The 20,829-nt window shown below is 41.5% G+C and carries 17 protein-coding genes; 11 read left to right on the top strand and 6 right to left on the bottom strand.

Annotated features, from left to right (window positions below):
- Positions 1-1,273 precede the first annotated feature (1,273 nt).
- Positions 1,274-3,778 (top strand): helix-turn-helix domain-containing protein, encoded by a 2,505-nt coding sequence (locus tag ATH1_RS0107495; protein WP_010419682.1) that lies wholly within the window; start codon positions 1,274-1,276, stop codon positions 3,776-3,778.
- 90 nt (positions 3,779-3,868) lie between these two features.
- Here ATH1_RS0107495 and ATH1_RS0107490 read toward each other — a convergent pair whose 3' ends face one another.
- Genes ATH1_RS0107490 through ATH1_RS0107470 form a run of 5 tightly spaced genes read right to left on the bottom strand, consistent with a single transcriptional unit; the run spans position 3,869 to position 8,974 of the window.
- Entirely contained in the window at positions 3,869-4,105 is a 237-nt protein-coding gene (locus ATH1_RS0107490; RefSeq protein WP_010419680.1) for a hypothetical protein, read from the bottom strand.
- Between the two features lies 1 nt (position 4,106).
- Complete coding sequence (locus ATH1_RS0107485) at positions 4,107-5,396, bottom strand: Gfo/Idh/MocA family protein (RefSeq protein ID WP_010419678.1); 1,290 nt, start codon at positions 5,394-5,396, stop codon at positions 4,107-4,109.
- The gene (locus ATH1_RS0107480) at positions 5,357-6,187 is read right to left on the bottom strand and encodes an FAD:protein FMN transferase (protein WP_245531740.1); all 831 of its coding nucleotides are present in this window, start codon (positions 6,185-6,187) and stop codon (positions 5,357-5,359) included. Before ATH1_RS0107480 ends, ATH1_RS0107485 begins: the two co-directional genes overlap by 40 nt.
- 28 nt (positions 6,188-6,215) lie before the next feature.
- Positions 6,216-7,565, bottom strand: coding sequence for a Gfo/Idh/MocA family protein (locus tag ATH1_RS0107475; RefSeq protein ID WP_010419674.1), 1,350 nt, complete (start codon positions 7,563-7,565; stop codon positions 6,216-6,218).
- A gap of 20 nt (positions 7,566-7,585) precedes the next feature.
- Positions 7,586-8,974, bottom strand: a complete 1,389-nt coding sequence (locus ATH1_RS0107470; protein WP_010419671.1) for a 3-keto-disaccharide hydrolase — start codon at positions 8,972-8,974, stop codon at positions 7,586-7,588.
- A gap of 121 nt (positions 8,975-9,095) precedes the next feature.
- On the opposite strand from ATH1_RS0107470, the gene ATH1_RS22185 reads away from it, so the two are divergent.
- The 10 genes from ATH1_RS22185 (at position 9,096) to ATH1_RS0107425 (ending at position 20,529) form a co-directional block, all read left to right on the top strand.
- Positions 9,096-9,782, top strand: a complete 687-nt coding sequence (locus ATH1_RS22185; protein WP_010419668.1) for a ligand-binding sensor domain-containing protein — start codon at positions 9,096-9,098, stop codon at positions 9,780-9,782.
- The gene (locus tag ATH1_RS19200; protein ID WP_010419664.1) at positions 9,676-13,110 is read left to right on the top strand and encodes a hybrid sensor histidine kinase/response regulator transcription factor; all 3,435 of its coding nucleotides are present in this window, start codon (positions 9,676-9,678) and stop codon (positions 13,108-13,110) included. The genes ATH1_RS22185 and ATH1_RS19200 overlap by 107 nt, the downstream gene beginning before the upstream one ends.
- 612 nt (positions 13,111-13,722) lie before the next feature.
- Positions 13,723-14,610 carry a patatin-like phospholipase family protein gene (locus tag ATH1_RS0107460; RefSeq protein ID WP_010419662.1) on the top strand — a complete coding sequence of 296 codons (888 nt, stop codon included), beginning with the start codon at positions 13,723-13,725 and terminating at the stop codon, positions 14,608-14,610.
- Between the two features lie 98 nt (positions 14,611-14,708).
- Positions 14,709-15,110 (top strand): DUF134 domain-containing protein, encoded by a 402-nt coding sequence (locus tag ATH1_RS0107455; RefSeq protein ID WP_029164010.1) that lies wholly within the window; start codon positions 14,709-14,711, stop codon positions 15,108-15,110.
- A 504-nt stretch (positions 15,111-15,614) separates the two neighbouring features.
- Positions 15,615-15,845, top strand: coding sequence for a hypothetical protein (locus ATH1_RS0107450; protein WP_010419657.1), 231 nt, complete (start codon positions 15,615-15,617; stop codon positions 15,843-15,845).
- An 85-nt stretch (positions 15,846-15,930) separates the two neighbouring features.
- Positions 15,931-16,248, top strand: coding sequence for a NifB/NifX family molybdenum-iron cluster-binding protein (locus ATH1_RS0107445; protein ID WP_010419654.1), 318 nt, complete (start codon positions 15,931-15,933; stop codon positions 16,246-16,248).
- A gap of 4 nt (positions 16,249-16,252) precedes the next feature.
- Positions 16,253-16,438, top strand: a complete 186-nt coding sequence (locus ATH1_RS0107440) for a DUF5320 domain-containing protein (protein WP_010419651.1) — start codon at positions 16,253-16,255, stop codon at positions 16,436-16,438.
- A 457-nt stretch (positions 16,439-16,895) separates the two neighbouring features.
- A complete protein-coding gene (locus ATH1_RS0107435; protein ID WP_010419648.1) occupies positions 16,896-17,795 on the top strand; it encodes a nucleotide-binding protein in 900 nt (299 codons plus the stop codon).
- Positions 17,767-18,555: an ATP-binding protein gene (locus ATH1_RS19195; protein ID WP_010419645.1), complete on the top strand. Its 789-nt coding sequence runs from the start codon at positions 17,767-17,769 to the stop codon at positions 18,553-18,555. The genes ATH1_RS0107435 and ATH1_RS19195 overlap by 29 nt, the downstream gene beginning before the upstream one ends.
- 282 nt (positions 18,556-18,837) lie before the next feature.
- The gene (locus tag ATH1_RS0107425) at positions 18,838-20,529 is read left to right on the top strand and encodes an FAD-dependent oxidoreductase (RefSeq protein WP_010419642.1); all 1,692 of its coding nucleotides are present in this window, start codon (positions 18,838-18,840) and stop codon (positions 20,527-20,529) included.
- Between the two features lie 63 nt (positions 20,530-20,592).
- On the opposite strand, the gene ATH1_RS0107420 is transcribed toward ATH1_RS0107425, so the two are convergent.
- The gene (locus ATH1_RS0107420) at positions 20,593-20,775 is read right to left on the bottom strand and encodes a helix-turn-helix domain-containing protein (RefSeq protein ID WP_245531739.1); all 183 of its coding nucleotides are present in this window, start codon (positions 20,773-20,775) and stop codon (positions 20,593-20,595) included.
- Positions 20,776-20,829 lie beyond the last annotated feature (54 nt).

Below are 20,829 nucleotides of genomic sequence, written 5' to 3'. Positions count from 1 at the left end.
GTTTTATACATGTTCTTTTGTGACAATCTTTGTCATGCTCGTTTCATCAGTATAAAATTAGTCTAAGTTATTGGTCTGATGGAACTCGCATGTAAGAGTTTTATACATGTTCTTTTGTGGAAAACTTTGCCATGCTCGTTTCATCCGTATAAAATTAATCTAAGTTATTGACCTAATGGAACTCGCACGCAATAATTTATACTTTTCTAAATTCCCGATCGAAACCGGGATTTATCATTGGTTAAATTATTGAAAAATGTATGGGTCCCGTCTAAAAAGCATCTTTGAGTGCAGTCTAAAAAGCCTTTTGACCCCTAAATCCCCTAAAGGGGACTTTTTCAAACTGCTGATTTTTAGCAGTTACCCTTTAGGGGTCAGGGGTAAAGATGGTAAAAATCAGCAGTTTGAAGGCTTTTTATACTGCACTCATCTTATTGTTGTTTTAAATTTGTGCATCCTCAGTAACAGTAAGTTGACTCCGGTGCAAAATTTAAAACGCCTGGATTTTGACAAAAATATGCTTTTTATACTGCACTCATGTATTTAAAAGGGATAAGTTTGATTTACGAGATATACAAAAATAGGGAGTTTTTTTCTTTTGCCTGATCAATTATCACATAAAGATAGAAGCAAAAACAGGCGCGTTGTATTGTGATGAATTAATTTTAAATATAATCAATTTATTATGAAATATTTACAAGATAATATTGCTGTATTTTCTTTTAATTTTTGAAAAATTAATTCCGATCCTTTAATTTTGATGATTGTGTCATTAACAATAGTCCGTTAAACTTTTACAGGCGATTTTAAATCAATTGTTTATATTTAAAAGTTTTTATGACTGAGTGCAGTCTAAAAAGCCTTTTGACCCCTAAATCCCCTAAAGGGGACTTTTTTAAACTGCTGATTTTTAGCAGTTCCCCTTTAGGGGTCAGGGTAAAAATGGTAAAAATCAGCAGTTTGAAGGCTTTTTATACTGCACTTATGACTTAAATTGCAAATTATCAATGTTTTAATATTTATATTGTATCTTAAATTTAAGAGCCCGGTCTAAAAAGCATTTTTGTTGCTAAATTCGTTGTTGTTTTAAATTTAGTGTCCTCATTAATAACGAGTTAATTTCGTTACAAAAATTTAAAATGCCTGGATTTTGACAAAAATATGCTTTTTATACCACACTCATTAAAATATCTGATGATCTATTGAATTAAAACTGCTCCGCCAAAAAAATCGAAGTGGTGTCCGTCTTTTAAAAAATCTAAATACCTCAGTTATGGCTTTCCAAACTAACCCTGAACTCCGACTTGCCCGCGAATTTGTGGAATTTACTAATCGTAATGTTTTTCTGACAGGCAAAGCCGGAACCGGAAAAACTACTTTTCTTCACAATCTGCAGAAAGAACTTCCTAAACGCATGGTTGTTGTTGCTCCAACCGGAGTGGCTGCCATCAATGCAAGGGGTGTGACCATTCATTCTTTCTTCCAGCTTCCTTTTGGGCCAATATTGCCCGGATCAACCGGTGTGAATGGTCAGGATGCACGCCATCCTCACCGCTACAGTCGCCAAAAGATTGATATACTCAGAACACTTGATTTACTGATTATTGATGAAGTGAGTATGGTCAGGGCTGACCTCCTTGACGGTATCGATGAGGTTTTGCGCCGTTTCCGAAAAAGTGATAAACCATTTGGTGGTGTACAGCTTCTGATGATTGGTGATCTTCAGCAGCTTGCTCCGGTTGTGAAAGACGACGAATGGCAATTGCTGCGGCCCTACTATCAGTCGGCTTTTTTCTTTGGGAGTCATGCTCTGCAGAAAACAGATTATGTGAGCATTGAGCTGAAACACATTTTTCGTCAACAGGACGAACAATTTATTGAACTGCTGAATAAGATAAGAGACAACCGGCTCGATACAGAAGGTTTGGACTTACTCAATAGATGTTACCGGCCTGAAGTGTTGAAAGGCAATTTGGAAGGGTACATTACTCTAACCACTCACAATTACCAATCCCGAAGAATCAATAATGCCCGGCTTGAAGCGCTTGCCGGCAATCCACGGAAATTTTCGGCAAGGGTTGAAGGGAATTTCCCGGAAAGCAATTTCCCGACAGATTATGAACTTGTCCTAAAAACAGGCGCTCAGGTTATGTTTGTAAAAAATGATTCGTCACCGGAAAAACTGTATTACAATGGTAAAATCGGGAAGGTAACTGGTTTTTCAAAAGAAACCATCTTCGTAAAATGTCCGGAGGATCCCGAAGCAATTGCCGTAAAACCCGACCGCTGGGATAACACAAAATATAAGATTGATGAAGAGACCAGGGAAATTCGGGAAGAGGTAGAAGGGACTTTTACGCAATATCCGCTGAAGACTGCCTGGGCGATTACTATTCATAAAAGCCAGGGACTCACCTTCGAAAAAGCTATAATAGATGCCAATGCCGCTTTTGCTCACGGCCAGGTTTATGTTGCGCTGAGCCGGTGCAAAACACTCGAAGGACTTGTTTTGACCAATCCCCTTGATGTCAGAGCACTAAAAACCGATCCTGAAGTGAAAAATTTTATCCGCAACGTGGAAGAAAACCCTGCTGATGATGATTCACTGGAACAGTCAAAACGAAACTACAGGTTCTCCCTTTTGAAGGAAATGTTTGATTTTACTTCCATGGAAAGGCAACTGGCGTATACTCTGAGAGTCGTTTACGAAAACAAAGGTTCCGTAGGGATGGAACTTCCCGTTGAACTTGGGAAAATGAAAACACTTGTAACATCGGAATTAAAACCGGTGGCCGAGAAGTTCATGGCTCAGGTGGAGCGAATGATTAATGAAACCGCAGATCAGGGCAATGAAAATCTTTTACAGGACAGGCTGAAGAAGGCTTGTGAGTGGTTTTATCAAAGGACTGATAAAGGTCTTGGTATCCCTTTTGAAAAATTCAGTATTGAAACGGATAATAAAGCGGTCCGAAAAACTTTAAATCAGGCTTTCGAGCGCCTGGGCAATGAGATAATGGTTCGCCGGTATACGTTCGACGCATGCAGAGACGGATTTGCGGTAAAGAAATACCTCGAAGCAAAAGCCAAAGGTTTATTGGAGAATGGGGAAATACCCAAAAGTTCAGCCGAAAGGCAAAAATCAGTAAGTGCGTCAGTTGCTCACCCCGAATTATATGCACGCCTGAAAAACTGGCGGGATGAGCGGGCGGCTGAGTCAGATCGCCCGGTTTATATGATTCTTCAGGTGAAATCGATGCGTCATATTGCCGATGCACTTCCCGCTTCACTCAAGGCGTTGAAGAAGATTCACGGTTTTGGGAAAAGCAAACTGGAACAATACGGGCGGGAAGTACTTGATATTGTTCTTGACTACTGTAAGGAGAAAAATCTTGATTTACCTGTTGACGATAAAGAAATATATGAGATTCCGCCGTCTCCCCCGAAAAAAGAAAAGGTTGATACCAAACAGGTGACGTTTAACCTTTTTAAAAAAGGAAAAAATATTGATGAGATTGCCAAAGAGCGACAATTGACCAAAAGTACTATATATAATCATGTCAGCCATTTTGTGCGCAAGGGGGAGGTAAATGTCTTTCAATTTGTTTCTTCTGAAAAAGTAAAGGCAGTAGAGGCCTGGCTTAAAGAGAACCATGCAGAGACTCTGACTCAGATCAAACAACATTTCGGTGATGAAGTTTCATGGGACGAGCTCAGACTTATTGTCAATCATGTTGCGTTTACAAGAAATGAAGATGTTTTGAAACCGGCTAACCGCTAAGGATTATTCAACCAGAGCTACCCAACACCGGTCTTTTACTTCTCGCCTGTCAGTTAATCGCTAAGGACTTTTTGGACAGAGCGGGCTATTCTACAATTTTTTAACCAGATATCGAATCAACCTGAATAACCCTCTGAATAACCATAAAATAAGGTAGAGAACAAAGCTCAAAATGATGACGTATCCGGCTTGGCTATAAAGTTCGCTCCACATGGTTTCGTAATAAATAATTGCATAAATGTTAAGTCCGGTTCCGGTGATCAGACAAAGGAGCCAGATGAACAGTTCTCTTTTAATCTGTGCCGGTGTTATGATTATGTTCTTCATCTTATATCTGATATTTTTCCGGTAATGTTATTTTTTTCCCTGTCTCTATGGCTTTTTCTCCCAGCAAGGTCCAGATGCTTGCATTATAGCCTTCCCTGATTAGTTTTTCCGGCGCTTTTCCGTTTCGGATGTGGCTGATAAATCCTTCAAGCTGTAACCCTGTATCGTAAAAATCTGTACTTTCGATGATGGGTTCTCCGTTATATTTTACAGCTGTTTCAGGAATCCAGCTTGCACCGCCTATATTTACCTTTTCAAACAGTCCCGATTCAATATCGTTCAGTAATTGAAGGATGCCCGGGGCAGGGGGAGGTGTTTCGGTATAATACCGGTTGGTCTCAAATTCTATGGTGCCCTTATGGCCCATGATCTGTTCTTCAAGACCGTACTTTTTATTGCTCGTCATGGAGTCATAAATGAACTGAACCCCGTTATCGTAAGAATAGATCAGAGCCACATTATCATCAACTTCACGTCCGTCTTTCCAGAATACAATACTCCCGGTTCCGGTAACCGAAACAGGCGTTTTGTCCAGCGCCCAGTTGGCTACCTGTATCTGATGCGACATCAGTTCTGTGAGCAGGCCGGCTGAGTATTCTTTATATAATCGCCAGTTGATGAAGCGTTCCATTTTTTCGGTTTTGTCAGGAACCGGACGTCGCCAGTCGTTATTGCGGTGCCAGTAAGCACGAATTTGACCTAATTGGCCGGGTTCTCCGTCGTGAATGCGTTTTATTCCTTCGAGATAGACGGGATTGAAAAGACGCTGATGCCCAATTTGAAGTATCTTTTCGGTTTCGATATGAGTGTCGTACATTGCTTTGGTATCATCCATGGTTCGGGCCATAGCCTTCTCACAAAAAACATGAATACCCGCTTTTAAACAATCTATGGTTATATGTGCGTGCTGATGGAGCGGAGTGGCGATGATTACTCCATCCGGTTTTTCACTTGAAAGTAAATCCTCATAATGTAAATATAGCTTTACCTTTATGCCTTTTTCGTCGCACATTTTTCCCGCCTCACTAAGATGTGGCCTGTAAATATCGCAGAGAGCAACAATTTCCATGTTTTTTGTTTCTGTCATATCCAACAAGAAGCGCATCAATTGTTTACCTCTGCTGCCCGTACCAATTACTGCAAGTCGTACCCTGTCCGAAGGATTTTTACGCGTTTGATTATTTTCGGCAAATGCATTAAGCCAGGGCATGGCAGCCAATGTTGCTGCCGATCCGGTGATGGCCAGTTTTTTCAGGAACTCTCTTCGTGAGTGGTATTGAATACTCTCCATTGTATTACTTTAAAATTTTGAATGATACTTTTTCGCTTTCCTGCGGGTGCTGCAATAAGTGCCGTTGATAAAGCCTCGGCATCGGCGGCGCTTTGCGCCTGAACGCATGAAATCCGGTCTGATGATACCGGTATCTTTTCTTTTACATTCCAAATGTGAGGGCGTTTATTTTGGCCTGTTTTTGTTTCGCTTACCGAAACGGCGCTATCTGTTAGTTTCCATATCTCACCCTGCTTGTCGCCCGACTTTAAAGCAAAAGGCCAGAAATCTCCGTGCGGATGATGCCCCCTCGTCAGAAAAGAGCTTCCTCCAAAGCTTATAAATGCGTTGAATATTCCATGCTTTTCAATTATGTTGACAGCAGCGTCCAATGCGATTCCTTTCCCCATTCCTCCAAAATCAAGTGATATATCATCTGTCAGAAAATGCACTGTGTTGTGTTTTCCATTTATCTGTATTATTTCTTCAGGATGGGTGAATGATGGCGGGTAAAGTGTATTTACACGATTGTTTTCTTTTAGCCATGAGTAAATCTTGCCACCGAAAATATTGAAATAGCCATCAGTCAGATTAAAAAAGTTGATACCCTGCCGGATAAAATGTATCAGCAAGGGACTGGCCGGGACAGACCCTTGTGATGCTTCCTGGTTTATAAGGTAAGTTTCAGCTTTGCTGTCATATCTGTCAAGCACTTCCTGAAGCCTCTTTATCTTTGCGATAATGGCTGATGACGCAATTTCGGCACATTCCTTTCCGATGCCCCAGAAAACCATGTCCAGGACAGTATTCATCAGGAAGGCGGATTTATGATATGGATGCTTAAAGTTTTGGTTCCCATCCTTTTTCATATTCGCGTTCCCACAATGTCATTGCTTTATAGCTGTTTATAATATGCCCGTTTTCCGGATTGCATTTAAGCATTTCCCCGGTACGGGAAGATATGTTTGCCAGATGTCCTAACAATGTACTTATTGCGCCTTCATCGATGGGAGAACGTTGTTTTTCTTTACCGCGTATGGCCTCGAAGAAATTCCGGACATGCAGCGTTGACATGTCGCCGCCGCCTCCGAGTTGTGTACCTCCTTCGCTGCTTCCCGATTGCCTTTCGCGGATGAGGTTGCCGCTGCGATCGAAAAGTTTGTACCCACCACGGTCAACCCAAACGCTACCCTCTGTTCCATAGATGATGGTTCCGCGGCCGGCGTCATAAGTTTTGTGTCCGTTGCGGCTTTTGCCATCCCATTTAATCACCTTTTTCCCGGGAAAACGAAAAGTTGCATCCATAGTGTCATACATGGTCCAGCCGTCATCGGGCCAATGATATTTCCCGGAATCAACAATTACTTCTTCCGGAAAAGTAACCTGTAATGCCCACCGCGCAACATCCAGCTCGTGAATTGCATTATTACCGGTCTCGGCTGTTCCGTAATCCCATCCATACCAGTGCCAGTTGTAATCCCACGTGTTGTGTTTGTAAGTCTTGCGCGGGGCAGGTCCTTGCCATAGTTCCCAGTTCAGTCCGTCCGGTACCGGAGCTTCTGTGGGATTCACCACTCGTCCACGGGCGTTGGAATAGAACGCTTTGGCCATGTATGGTGTTCCAATCGCCCCGTTATGGATTTCATGGATAATTTCGATGGTCTCTGCTGATGAGCGTTGCTGATTTCCCATCTGGATTATTTTACCGTACCGGTCGCGCGATTTCACGAGCAGTTCTCCTTCATACGGATTATGCGTACAGGGTTTTTCAACATAGACGTGTTTTCCGGCGGCGTTGGCGAGCCAGGTGCCCGGAGCATGCCAGTGATCGGGAGTGGCAAGTAACACAGCATCTACATTTGGATCATCGATGACTTTGAAGAAGTTTTCTTGCTGTTTTGGGGTGTAATCAAGCACTTGTGCAAATCGTTTGCCAGCATTTACCATCTGGCTTTGCATAACGTCGCATAAATAGAGCAGCCTTACATTACTTTCGGCAGCTGCGATTGGCGGAATATATGCACCCAGTCGGCGTCCAAGTCCGATTATTGCAACATTCAGCCGGTCATTGGCCCCCATTATCGAGGCATAGCTTCGTGCTGTCATACCCATACCTGCAAAAGTCAGTCCCGCTGCCCCTATTGCTGTTTTTTTCAGGAATTCCCTTCGTGTATTTTTGTTGTCACTCATATTGATATTGGTTGAGAGGTCTATAATTCTTTGATTTTTATATTTTTGAATTCAACTTCGTTACCATGGTCCTGTAAGAGAATGTTACCTTTCTCATACTCTCCGAAATTCGGCCAGTCTTTGTACTTGCTATATGCTACAAGAGCTCTCCACATTTGGGTATCACGCTCGTATTCTACTACTTTGATGCCGTTGAGATAATGCGCAACCTTTTTGCCTTTAACAACAATTCGTGCCCTGTTCCAATGATCATATCCGTTGACATATTTTGTCGTGGGCAGGTGAGGGTTAAATTCCAGTCCGTTGGCAGGTATCAGGTCATAAAGAGAAGCAAGTGTGCGATTGCCTTTGACTCCTTTTTTTGCATCAGGATGATAACGGTCGTCAAGAATCTGAAACTCGCAGCCGATGGATGAGCCAGGTCCTTTGTTGAGTTCTGTGTCAACAAAATACTTAATTCCGCTGTTGGCTCCTTTGGTTAAACTGAAGTCAACTTCCAGAATGAAATCTTTATATTTTTTTGTGGTTACTATGTCTCCGCCATTGGTTGCTTCGCCTCCTCCCGATGCATGCACTTTCAGGATACCATTGTTGATACTCCAGCCTTTTTCGGGGAAATGGTCTAATCTCGCACCTCTCCATCCGTTCGTGGTTGCACCGTCCCAAAGCAACTTCCAGCCGTCTGACTTTTCTCTTTCTGTCAGTTGATTTTTTAAATAACTGACTTCGGGTGCTGTATTATTCTTGTACTTTGAAAAATCTTCAGCCCCAATTTCCCTTATCGTGATATTTTTCCAGCGAATCTTTTTGCCGGCAAGCGATTCGTTATTCCCTATGCCATGTACCTGTAGTGCAATGAATCCGTTCTCTGTCTCTTCCTCCACAAGGTTTGCTGCAGGAATATCGTTGACCCAGGTCATGATATTATTGTTGAATGCAACAACTTTGAAGTGATTCCACTCACCCTTTTTGTAAGCTTTTTTTGCAGGTTCGTTGTATTCAAGGGGATACCTCCATCCTCTTCGGGCTTCATCGTAAATACCACCCGACCATCCGCGCTGTGTGTCTTCGCATTCTACCTGCAAGCCGTGCACCCTGCCGTTCATATAATCCTGGTTGCTGTGACTTCTTATTTGAACTCCGGAGTTCAATCCTTCGTCCATTTTCATATCGTACTCCAAAACAAAATTTGTGAACTTCTTTTTTGTAGCCAGGAAGGTGTTTGGAGAATTGGTTACCGAAGTGCCAACGATCATTCCGTCAGTTACTTCGTAGGGAGCATTACCGTTAAGGACTTTCCAGCCATTGAGGTTTTTTCCGTTGAACAGTTCTTTTTCGGAATTTTGTCCGTTTAAAACTGCCCATGAGGTTATAAATATAACCGATAAAAGAAATAGATTTTTTCGCATGACTCTCGTTTTTTTCAAATTTAATTGGTGTTGGCAATTTAAGGTTTGTTAACTTGCAGCCTGAGATGTTTTTGTGTCAAATATAGACGTTTTTAATTCAGCAGCCGGAAGGTGAGAAGAAATGAAGCTTGTTGTTAATATAATTGTACTGTGTTTTTCTGTTGTGGTGAGTGCTTTCGGACAGGCACCACGTTTCGACCGTTTTGATATTTCCAGCGGTTTGTCACAAAACAACATCAACGGGTTGGTTATTGACGACATTGGAAATATCTGGGTTGGTACACTTGACGGACTGAATAAATATAATGGCTACGGGTTTGAAGTCTTCAAACCATTGTCTGATGATTCAGAGGGTATTTCCGGGAATCATATTATTTCGATGGGACGGGGGATGAATGGCGATATCTGGGTTACCACACGGGACAGGGTTCTGAATCATTATCGGGCTGACGTGCAACGGTTCCGACATTTTCCCGACTCTGTTTTCGATTCTGTAGGTATTGCACCTGTAAATAATCTGGTTCAGTTGAACGATTCTTTACTCTGGTTCAGTGACAACGATCAGCTTGGCCTTTTGAATATCAGGAAAAATACGTGTAAAAAATTCCAGGCACGGGGTTGGGTACATGGAATCGCTTTGAAAGGAGACAGCACAATAATTTATGGAGGTTTTGGTATTCAATATTTAAGCCTGAATAAAAATGGGTTCAACTTTAAGCATTGTTCCCGTGGATATCAGTGGGTCTCCCTGTTTTCATCTTCAACAGGACGGTTCTGTCTGGTATGGTGTTTCAGATTCGGGAATTGAAAGAATATCGAATCAGTTTGCGTCGCGTAAAATTGTTGCAACTTTCCGTGAACTTGGACTCTCTTTTTTGGAACCTTCTTTGCTTAATAGTTTTGCCGTTCACAGAGGGAATTTCTGGTTTGGCGACAATAATCTGTTGGCCCGGGTTCAGAGAAGTGACAGTGGATTTTCGACAACGATCTTTAGTTATGATCCTGAGAATGACTCGTCGTTTAAAGGATATCACGTTACACATCTGCGTTTTGATGCGTTGGGAAATTTGTGGATAGGTACACTTAAAAACGGATTAAATTATTTCAGTTACAATAAGAACCAGTTTATTCATTACAACTGGCGCAGGCAAAAATTGAACAGCCCCGACACCGATCCGGTCAGGGCAATATGCAAAAGGGACGATGGAGGTATCTGGCTGGGTTTCGACAGAGAGGGTGTTGGTATCATTGATAAAGACGGTGAACAACGTTATTTTAGCCATTACTTCACCCGCGAGGGTACAAAACGAAATATCAATAATGTGCGGAATATTTTTGAAGATTCATCGGGCAATATATGGATAGGAGAAGGCGGTCAATTGTGCATTTATAATCAGGCAAATCAACGTATTGAAGCGGTTAACTGCAGGTTTTCGTGGGACTGGCCCTATCAGTGTTATTCGGTAAAGGAATTGGAACCCGGAATTGTTACTTTGACGTCTTCACAAAGAACCGGGAAAGTTAATTTAAAAACCGGTGAACTGTCTGTTTTTTCTCTTGATGAAAGTGTCTCCGGCAGTGTTCGTGATATTGTTAAAGACAAATATGGTAGTTTATGGATCGCTAAAGACGAAAACGGGCTTCTGAAATATGGTGGCCCTGATGAGCCGATAAGAAGTATCAGGAGCTCTACTCATGGTTTGTCGGACAATAAAGCTTACTGCTTGTGGGTCGATGGTGACAGTTTGTGGATTGGGACCAATGCAGGCTTGAATCTTTTTTCGATATCGGGCGACAGCATTATTGATAAGTACTTCGAAAGCGATGGTTTGTCAAACAACATTGTTTATAGTTTGTATGGGGATGCTGAAGATATTTTGTGGATGAGCACCAATCGGGGGATTACCCGTTTTGATGTAAAAAACGAACAATTCGTGACTTTTCTGACGAATGATTTCTTTATGGATGATGCTCATGACTTTTCTGACGACGGGTTTATTTATTACGGTGGCTATACCGGGGTGGTTGGCTTTCATCCCGACAGCATCACGACCTTACATCCCGGAATGAAAATCCATTTTGAAAGTTTTCGGTTGTTTAACCGCGAAATATTGCCCGGAGACAGCATTGGCGATCGCGTCTTAATAAATAAAAGCCTGAAGGAGAATAGCCTGATACGATTGAAACATGATGAGAATTCATTTTCTGTTGAATTTAATGCCTATCCTTTCGATTATCCCAATCACAATGTTTTCCGGTTCAGGTTGAGGGGCCTGCAGGAAGAGTGGACGTATTCGGATGGCGCTAACCGATTGGCTTCCTATACGGCTGTGCCTCCGGGTGAGTATACATTTGAGCTGCAGGCTGCACCCAGTCGCCAATCGTTTGATGCTACCCAACGGCTGAGAATCGTTATTATTCCTCCTTTTTGGCAAACAGTCTGGTTTAAAGGTGTACTGATTGTCGGGTTGCTGGGAGGTGTTTTCGGCGGATATCAAATCAGACTCAGGCATATCAGAAAAAGAAACTTGCTCCTGAAAAGCACGGTTGATGAGCAAACGAAAGAATTGAGGACAAGAAATAAGCAGATACTTGAAATGTCGGAAAAGCTGCATGAAGCGGATCAGTCAAAATTACGTTTTTATACAAATATTTCCCACGATTTCCGTACACCACTGACACTTATTCTGGCTCATCTCGACAGTCTTGACGGGCCAAAGAACAAAGCGATTCATGCCATTCGAAGAAATGCTTATCGACTGTTGAACATGATCAATCAGCTTATCGATTTACGTAAATTAGACCAGGGACAACTAAAATTGTCTGTCACGAATTTTGAGCTTGTGGCTTTTGTCTCGGAAATTGTTCAATCGTTTCGGCCGGTAGCGGCTCAAAATGATATTGAACTGGCTTTTTACAGCTTCCCTGAACGATTGTCCGTGTGGCTCGATGCCGATAAATTAGAAAATATTCTTTATAATTTATTGTCGAATGCCATAAAATATTCGCCTCAAGGGAAAGCTGTGATGGTCAGTATCGGCGAATCAGATGACCAATTCTATATTGATGTTGAAGACCAGGGAATAGGTATATCAAAAAATGAATTGCATAGCATTTTCGACCGGTTTTATCGTTCCGGGAAGGTTGCCGGTCATGTTGAGGGGCATGGCATTGGGCTGACGATCGTCAGGGGACTAACCGAACTTCAAAAGGGTACTGTTGAATTAGAGAGCAGTGAGGGGCGTGGAACCCGGTTTCGGCTGAGTTTTCTCAAGGGAAGGGAGCATTTTGGTGAAAACGATTTCGAAAAAAATTCTACCGTTACTTACCTCTATGATGATAAGATTTTCCTGGATGAAGCGCCTGAGAATTTTTCCCGCTTTGGAAGGCAAAAAGTTTTGATTGCTGAAGATAATATCGAACTGTCCCGGTTTTTAAAGGAATTGCTCGGCAGGTGGTTTGAAGTTTGCATCGCCCATAACGGGAGTGATGCTGTCGGGAAGGTTTATGATTTTAAGCCCGATCTCATTGTTTCTGATGTTATGATGCCGGTTATGAATGGAATTGAATTTTGCAGGAAAATCAAATCAGATGTTCATACCGCCAATATTCCATTTGTTTTTCTCACGGCACGAACAGATGAAGAGACGCATATTGAGGGATTTGAGCTTGGAATTGACGGATATATTGAAAAGCCGTTTAACAGCAGAATTTTCCTTGCCCGGCTCAAGGCCATCCTGGAAAACCGCAGCAAGTTAACCAGGCATCTGGAAGAGCAGAAAGAGTTGGGTATCGTGAACGCCGGTCTTTCCAAGTCTGACAAAGATTTTCTGGAAACTGTGAATGCTCTGATTGACAGAAGATATGCCGATCCCGCATTTAACGTTGAAGTTCTTGGCAAAGAACTTTTTATGAGCCGTTCATCGTTTTACAGAAAGTTTAAAAACGTTACCGGCATTACAGCTGCCGATTACATGCGGAAAATTCGTCTTCATAAGGCAGCAACTCTTCTAAAGAACGACGGGATTCAGGTTTCACAGGTTGCCGAACAAATTGGATTCCGGAGCGTGGCTCAATTTCGCAAATCCTTCAAGGAAGAGTTTGGAAAAACGCCTGGTGAATGGGCGAAGAGTTAGCGGAGGAACTTTAGCCCGGGGATGACTGTTATGAGGGCCGTCCTATATTACAGATATTTCGATAGCAAGGATGAAACGAGCATGGCAAAGATTGTTTTAATAGATTATCAGATTTTTAGAGATAAGTAATTTAGTCATTAGTTTTTAGTCAGTAGCCAGTAGTGTGAATTATAAACACAACATACTTCTTTGCGTTTAAGTTTTTGTTTTCAAAAAAGGGCGTTTGGAACAAGATTTTTTAAATTTGAACCAAAGAGTTTGCTTCTGGAAGAGAATTATCAGGTACCGAATGAAATATCCAATAGTCAGTTTAAAAGCGCCTAAACGCAGAGACGCAATGACGCAAATTTTTTATATGAGTGGAGACACCCGATTTGATCGTCTTTACCTTAACTGACATTTGTAAAAGTTTAACGAAGTATTGAAATATCAATGAGAGTGGTATAAAAAGGCATATTTTTGTCAAAATAGAGGCGTTTTAAATTTATGTACCGGAGTTAACTTATTATTAATGAGGATTCAAGAATTTAAAACAACATAGAGTTCGGTAATAAAAATGCTCTTTAGTCCGCACTCATCAATAATATCAGGTTATTTTTTTGAATAGTAGATATGAGTAAATTAAAGAAAAATGTTGCTCTGGTTTTATCAAGTGGTGGAGCTAAGGGGATTGCACACATTGGTGCCATTGAAGAGCTGGAAAGACAGGGGTTCAATATAACTTCGGTATCGGGTTCGTCTATTGGTGCTGTTATAGGCGGACTTTATGCTATGGGGAAACTGGATGTCTACAGCGAGTGGATAAAAACGTTTGACCGTCGTGCTGTTTGGGATTTGATGGATTTTTCTTTTATCAACAGCGGCCTTCTTAAAGGGGAGAGAGTCTTTGATAAAATGAAAACTTTTATCCCTGATATGAATATCGAAGATATGCCCATCCCTTTTACAGCCGTGGCCTCAGATATTCTTGACGAAAAAGAAATTGTCTTTGATAAGGGGAGCTATTACAAAGCTGTCAGAGCCTCTATTGCCATTCCGGCAATGTTTACTCCCGTAAAATATAAAAATACATTTTTAGTAGATGGTGGAATATTAAATCCTGTCCCTATTGAGCATGTCCAACGCGATAAAGATGATTTGCTGGTGGTTGTCAATTTATACGGAGAAAAGCAACCCAGAGTAGAGAGTGTCAGCCAGAGCAAAAACGGGAAAAACGGAAAAGAGAAAAATGGCCATAACGGTTTGATCAATGCTTTCACTAATTTAATAGCTACCGGAGATAAACAGAGCCTGGGATATATATCGCTTCTTACAACCAGCTCCGGAGCGATGATCCACAAACTCGCAAAAATGAATATTGAGCGTTACCGGCCGGATATTCTCATTAATATTCCTGCCGATTCTGCCAATACATTCGATTTCCACCGTGCAGATGAAATGATTAAGTTGGGGACTGATGCCACTGTACATGCTATTACCGAACTCGTAAGGGAAGGATAGCTGTTCAGCCGGCATGGAAATGGCTTTTGGATTAAATTTTTTTTTATATTTTTATTTTGAGAATATTCTCATTACTTTTGTATGAGTTATAGTTCATTATGGCACGACCAAAATCATTGAGAAAGGTTGTAAAGCCGCCTGGTTTTAAAGGGTATAAGCCTTACGGTCATCAACAGAGAAGACAAAAACCGGTAGATTTGCTCTACGAAGAATACGAGGCGCTAAAGCTGGCCGATTACGATTTGATGACGCATCAGGAAGCGTCAGAGATTATGGGTATTTCGAGAGCCACTTTTGCGCGTATTTATGAAGGGGCGCGACAAAAAATAGCCCGTGCCTTTGTTGAAGTAAGGGAAATTAAAGCGGTCTATGGTCACGCTTTACTTGATAAAAGCTGGCTTGTCTGCAACAGATGTTTTGCCCGGTTTACTGTACCCGAAACGATAAAGGAAAGGAATTGTCCTGTTTGTAAATCATATAATGTTGAGACGGTGAAGTAGTTAACGGACAAGAAACAGTAGGTTAAAAAATTAATTACAGGATATTCTTAAACAATGAGATTGGCAAATAGAGACTTTTAGGATTAGGCTCAACAATAGATCGTTAGATTTTTAGATATAAGATGTAAGATGATTTATACAACTTTGATATACTGTATTTTAACAAATAAACCTCTTTAGGCATAAACAATTGGTTTGCCATGTATTGCAAATTTTCAAGGAGGTATTGCTTAAAATCAGTCAATAATGATCAATTCTTATTTCTATTAACCTGCCCAATTATTGAAAAATAAAGACAAACAGGATTTTAATAACCCTAACCTGGATAAGTCAGAGCCAAAAATAACTAAAAAGCTAAAGTCATATATTTGTCGGATTAGCAATTGCTACGCAATTATTTTTTGTCGTCAACGAAACGAGCATGACAAAGATTGTCTCAAAAGAACATGTATAAAACTCAATCATGCGAGTTCCATCCGACCTTAATAAATAAATTTTATACGGATGAAACGACTGGAAGGAGTTCGAGAACACTTTAGAAAATCAATTATGATGTTGTCAATGGCACGAATGACACCGAATTACTGTCGCATCAAAGATGCGACTAATTTCGCGTTAATTCGCGTAAATTCGGTGATCCAAACAACAAATGGCGCAGCCATTTTTATAAATATTTTGCCAAAAAATACAACAAAATCAGAGTTAAGGTACTACGTTTTTTCAGAACAAGCCTGAAAAAAGTCCTATGCGGGATTTACAACTTAAACAACATGTTGGTTAGTTTTATGCGCTAAGCGCCTAAAGAACACAAACAAAAAATATGAAAACATTAATAACATCAACCGCCGATACAGTCGATGCACCATTTGATAAGCGATATGGACGTGCTGCCTGGTTCTGTATCCTTAACGAAGAGACTGGAGAGACAACGTTTCACAAGAATGAAAATGCTGAAGCACAGGGAGGAGCCGGGACAAAAGCCGCCGAAAAAACAGTTGAATTAGGTGCTCAGAAAGTTATATCCGGAGATTTTGGACCAAAAGCCAAAGAACTGCTGGAAAAATTTAATATTCAGATGGTCATCATTGAAGAAGAAGACCTGAAAGTGAAAGATATTGTTGAACGCATTAAAGGATAATATTATGCCAAAAATGGATCATACGGGACCGGAAGGGAAAGGCCCAAAAACAGGACGAAAATTAGGCCGGTGTGCCAAAGACGGTGAAAGTGCTTCCTCAGGAAAATTAGGAGAAGGAATGGGCAAACGAAGAAAAGAAGGTGGTGGCGAAGGCAGAGGGAAACGATTGCGCAGTAATTTGCCATTGTAGCAGAAACAATAGTCAGTTAAAAAACTTAAACGCAGTGATGCTAATACGCAAAGTTTTTATTATGAGAGAGTTGTGTTTTGTGTCATTAATTGTTTAAACAACTAATTATCAGTCATTTGTAAAAGTTTACCGGAGTATTGAGAAACAAAGCTGCATTCAAAAGATTTAGTTCATTCCTGAAAGTTTCTTTTGACGATTTTTATTGTTGCAGGTAATTTTAATACTCATTAATAATTACTTAACTGCGGTTCAAAAACCCGGTGTGTTTAATTCCTGACGATTCGAAAGCGAGAAGTTCTAAACAAGTTTATTACACACTCTAAACGCTTCGATCTTGACTATAACTGGTCATTCAGATCAAACAATAGCGGCCTTAACACGTCTGACAACAATAACATATCTAACACCCTGACAGTTTAACAAGCTAATTTTAAAAGCCGACTCAAAAATTCATTTTATGCCCTTTACTATTGCTATAGCAAGTGGGAAAGGTGGTACCGGTAAAACCACAGTATCTGTCAATCTTCAATATTTTATATCAAAATACCTGACAACTAATGTGTTGTTGGTTGATTGCGATGTGGAAGAGCCGAACGATCGTATTTTTTTCCCTGATGCACAAATGATTTCTTCGTCTGACGTATCGCAGATGGTGCCGGATATCGATACCGGTAAATGTACCTTTTGCCGAAGATGTGTTGAATACTGCGAGTTTAATGCAATAGTGGTCATACCGCCTGTAAAGTATGCTGAAGTAAATCCTTCATTATGTCATTCATGCGGAGCCTGTACCGTTGCGTGTCGTGACGGTGCAATCACCGAAAAGTCCGTTCCCGTTGGAGAAATTAATGTCTTTGATACCGGGATAGGCAGGGGGTTGGCAGAGGGGAGCCTTAATATAGGCTCGGCCATGCAAACCATGATGATTAAGGAGTTGAAGAAATCAATTTCAGCCGGATATGAGGTGGTGCTTTATGATGCACCTCCAGGTACCAGTTGCCCTGTAGTGGAAACAGTAGCGGATGTTGATTTTGTAATATTGGTTGCCGAACCAACACCATTCGGGCTGAACGATCTGTTGCTGATGGTTGAATTGTTGATTGATATTGGTAAGCCATTTGGAGTGATTATTAATAAAGCTGGTATTGGCAATGGAGATATATACTCTTTTTTAGAAGAACAGGATATTGACATTTTAGAAGAAATTCCGTTCAACAAAGATTATGCAAGTCTTTATGCATCAGGTGACTTGCTTCGTAATATAGATAATGATACAGCAAGTCGGTACTTAATTATTGTACAATCTTTAGAAAGGCGCTTTCTGCAATATGAAGGAAATAACTATTTTAAGTGGTAAAGGTGGGGCCGGAAAAACCAGTGTGACGGCAGCTATTGCCTCGGTTGCAAAGAATTCTGTGTTTTGTGATTGCGATGTTGACGCAGCCGATTTGCATCTGATATTTGAACCTGACGTAAAGGAGACGCACACTTTTTACGGTGCCTGGGTGGCTTCAATCGATGAAGACAAATGTACAAATTGCGGAATTTGTGAATCCTATTGCCGGTTTGTCGCCATCCATTACAAAGATGGGGGCGGACTTTATATAAATCCTTTTCAGTGTGAAGGATGTCGATTGTGCGAGAGGGTTTGTCCGGTTGGCGCAATTACATCCCAAAGAAGTGAAAACAACTTCTGGTATGTTTCCGAAACCCGTTTTGGTCCGTTTGTTCATGCCAGAATGGGCCCCGGAGAAGAAAATTCCGGGAAGCTGGTGACCAGGGTGCGCCAGAAAGCCAAAGAAATAGCCACGGATATGAAAGCCGGATTTATCATTAATGATGGCCCTCCCGGAATCGGGTGTTCTGCAATATCATCGGTTACCGGAGTGGATGCAGTATTGTTGGTGATAGAGCCTACCCGTTCGGGTCTTCATGATGCAGAACGACTCGTCAATCTGGTTCGGTCTTTTAATATTCCTTTTTTTGCATTTATTAATAAAGATGATATTAATCCTGATGTCTCACGGGATATAAAAAAATATCTTCAACAAAATGATATTGCCTTACTTGGCGGGTGGTCCTTTGATGAAAACATTATTAAATCGATGATCGAATAAAAAAAGCATAGTTGAGTATGCCCCGGAAAGTAAAACTGCCGGGACAATAAAAGACATCTGGCAGGCACTGAAAGAATTTCTTATTGGTGATGCAGTTCAAGCTTATTAAAACCTAGATTATTGTAAGCAACCAATACGCGGCATTTAAGCAGGCTAAGGTTGAGGTTGAGGTTAAGGCTCAGATTGAGGTTAAGGTTAAGGATAAGGTTGAGCAACCCAGAACACAAAACCCAGAACCCAGAACCCAGAACACAAAACACAAAACACAAAAACTAATCAATTATGGCAAACAAAAGAATTATTGTAATTGGTGGTTCTGCAGCAGGTCCAAAAGCTGCGGCAAAGGCACGCCGGATGGACGAATTTGCAGAGATCACTATGTTCCAGAAAGAACCTGACCTTTCGATGGCATCGTGCGGATTTCCATATTATGTAGGCGGTTTTTTTGATGATCGCAATAAGTTACTATGCACGCCAACCGGCGTTGTCAGGGACCCTGAATTTTTCTGGAACGCCAAGGGAATTGTGGCAAAAGTAAATACCGAAGTAACACGTATCGACCACAAGAAAAAAGTGGTGGAATACACCAATCTTGCAACCGGTGAAAAAGGCACTCAGGAATACGATAAACTGGTTATTACAACCGGGGCAACTCCCAACATGCCTCCCATTCCCGGTGTTGAGCTTGAAGGTATTACAACCTTGCAGTCGATGCAGGATGCCGACTACCTTAGAAAAGTCCGTGACGACGGCCACATAAAGAAGGCGGTGGTAATCGGTGGCGGACTAATCGGAATTGAGACACTTGAGGCCTTGCATCTCGCGGGAATTGAGCTGACTTTGGTGGAATTATTGCCTCAGCTGTTGACATTCCTCGATTGGAATATGGCTAAGCTGGTGGAGAATTATCTTAAAACTAAGGCCAATGTGATTACCAAAAACGGAGTGGCAGAATTTATTGGAGAGAATGGAAAACTCACTGCTGTGAAGCTTCAAAATGGCACTGAAATTCCCTGCCAGTTGGCGGTGGTTGCTATAGGGGTACGCCCCAATGTCAAGTTGGCTAAAGAAGCGGGATTGAATATTGGCAGCCTCGGAGGCATTACCACTAACGAATTTATGCAAACCAACGATCCTGACATTTATGCTGCGGGCGATTGTTGCGAAATTAAGAATATTATTACAGGAAAGAATGTTCTGGCTCCTTATGGTGACCTGGCGAACCTGCAGGGACGTGTCGTCGGAGAAAACATTATCGAAGGGAATATTGCCAAATTTCCAGGCACTATCCAAACAGGAATCTGCAAGTTTTTCGATTATGCTGTAGGCATTACCGGGCTCTCTGAAGAAAAAGCCAAAGAAGCCGGCTTTGATTATGAGCGTGTGTTGAGTGCCAGCCCGGATAAACCTGGATTTATGAATGGGCAGTTGCTCATTACCAAGCTGGTGGTTGACAAAAAAAACCGCAAAATTCTCGGGGCACAGTGTTTCGGCCCGGGCGATGTCAGCAAACAGCTTGCTATTTGGGCTACAGCTATTAAAGGAAATCTCACTGTCGACGATATGGTAAATGCTGACCTTCCTTATGCTCCGCCATTTTCGTTGGCCATCGATCACAGTATCGCAACAGCCCATATTATGGAAAACAAACTCAGAGGTATTTTTAACGGTATCTCTTCTGTTGAGTTGAAAGAAAAAGTAGACCGTGGTGATGATGTCTTCATCCTTGATGCCCGCGGTGCCGATGAGTACGAACAAATGCGACTGGGCATTGGAGAAACATTGATCCCCATCGGGAAATTAAGGGAACGACTTCACGAACTGCCGCAGGATAAAAACAAAGAGATTGTCACGCTGTGTAAAATATCTCTGCGTGGGTACGAGGCTGCCGTTTTGCTGAAACATCACGGCTATAAAAATGTGAAAATTCTCGAAGGCGGCATTGCAGCCTGGCCCTTTGAAAGAGAAAAATAATATGGAGAGCAACTTTTGAGAATGAGTGAATGAGGACCTCCGGAATTTTTTTCCGGGGTCCTATTATTTTTTAACTATTCCTGCTGATTTCTTCCAGTCTTTTATTTCGATGTCTTTCTTCTTTAGACCAATGATTCTTTCTTTTTCAAACTCCTTCAGAAATTTGATGGTACTTTCCGTCGAAATAGCTGCAAAGTCCGAAATATCCTTCTGGATAAAGACCCCGGAAGCATTCTGCCGGTTCAAAAATGCTGTTTCCGTTCTCAGCTTGATTCCCGGACATTGCAATAGAAAATTTAT

Source organism: Anaerophaga thermohalophila DSM 12881, from assembly GCF_000191885.1.
GTDB lineage: Bacteria > Bacteroidota > Bacteroidia > Bacteroidales > Marinilabiliaceae > Anaerophaga > Anaerophaga thermohalophila.
Note: the sequence above shows the minus strand (reverse complement) of the source record. Positions and strands in the feature narration are given on the sequence as shown.

What these genes read in the sequence shown, in the direction of transcription:
- ATH1_RS0107495 (WP_010419682.1), top strand. Translation starts at nt 1,274, where the DNA reads ATGGCTTTCCAAACTAACCCTGAACTCCGACTTGCCCGCGAATTTGTG.
- ATH1_RS0107490 (WP_010419680.1), bottom strand. Translation starts at nt 4,105, where the DNA reads ATGAAGAACATAATCATAACACCGGCACAGATTAAAAGAGAACTGTTC.
- ATH1_RS0107485 (WP_010419678.1), bottom strand. Translation starts at nt 5,396, where the DNA reads ATGGAGAGTATTCAATACCACTCACGAAGAGAGTTCCTGAAAAAACTG.
- ATH1_RS0107480 (WP_245531740.1), bottom strand. Translation starts at nt 6,187, where the DNA reads ATGAATACTGTCCTGGACATGGTTTTCTGGGGCATCGGAAAGGAATGT.
- ATH1_RS0107475 (WP_010419674.1), bottom strand. Translation starts at nt 7,565, where the DNA reads ATGAGTGACAACAAAAATACACGAAGGGAATTCCTGAAAAAAACAGCA.
- ATH1_RS0107470 (WP_010419671.1), bottom strand. Translation starts at nt 8,974, where the DNA reads ATGCGAAAAAATCTATTTCTTTTATCGGTTATATTTATAACCTCATGG.
- ATH1_RS22185 (WP_010419668.1), top strand. Translation starts at nt 9,096, where the DNA reads ATGAAGCTTGTTGTTAATATAATTGTACTGTGTTTTTCTGTTGTGGTG.
- ATH1_RS19200 (WP_010419664.1), top strand. Translation starts at nt 9,676, where the DNA reads ATGGGTTCAACTTTAAGCATTGTTCCCGTGGATATCAGTGGGTCTCCC.
- ATH1_RS0107460 (WP_010419662.1), top strand. Translation starts at nt 13,723, where the DNA reads ATGAGTAAATTAAAGAAAAATGTTGCTCTGGTTTTATCAAGTGGTGGA.
- ATH1_RS0107455 (WP_029164010.1), top strand. Translation starts at nt 14,709, where the DNA reads ATGGCACGACCAAAATCATTGAGAAAGGTTGTAAAGCCGCCTGGTTTT.
- ATH1_RS0107450 (WP_010419657.1), top strand. Translation starts at nt 15,615, where the DNA reads ATGAAACGACTGGAAGGAGTTCGAGAACACTTTAGAAAATCAATTATG.
- ATH1_RS0107445 (WP_010419654.1), top strand. Translation starts at nt 15,931, where the DNA reads ATGAAAACATTAATAACATCAACCGCCGATACAGTCGATGCACCATTT.
- ATH1_RS0107440 (WP_010419651.1), top strand. Translation starts at nt 16,253, where the DNA reads ATGCCAAAAATGGATCATACGGGACCGGAAGGGAAAGGCCCAAAAACA.
- ATH1_RS0107435 (WP_010419648.1), top strand. Translation starts at nt 16,896, where the DNA reads ATGCCCTTTACTATTGCTATAGCAAGTGGGAAAGGTGGTACCGGTAAA.
- ATH1_RS19195 (WP_010419645.1), top strand. Translation starts at nt 17,767, where the DNA reads ATGAAGGAAATAACTATTTTAAGTGGTAAAGGTGGGGCCGGAAAAACC.
- ATH1_RS0107425 (WP_010419642.1), top strand. Translation starts at nt 18,838, where the DNA reads ATGGCAAACAAAAGAATTATTGTAATTGGTGGTTCTGCAGCAGGTCCA.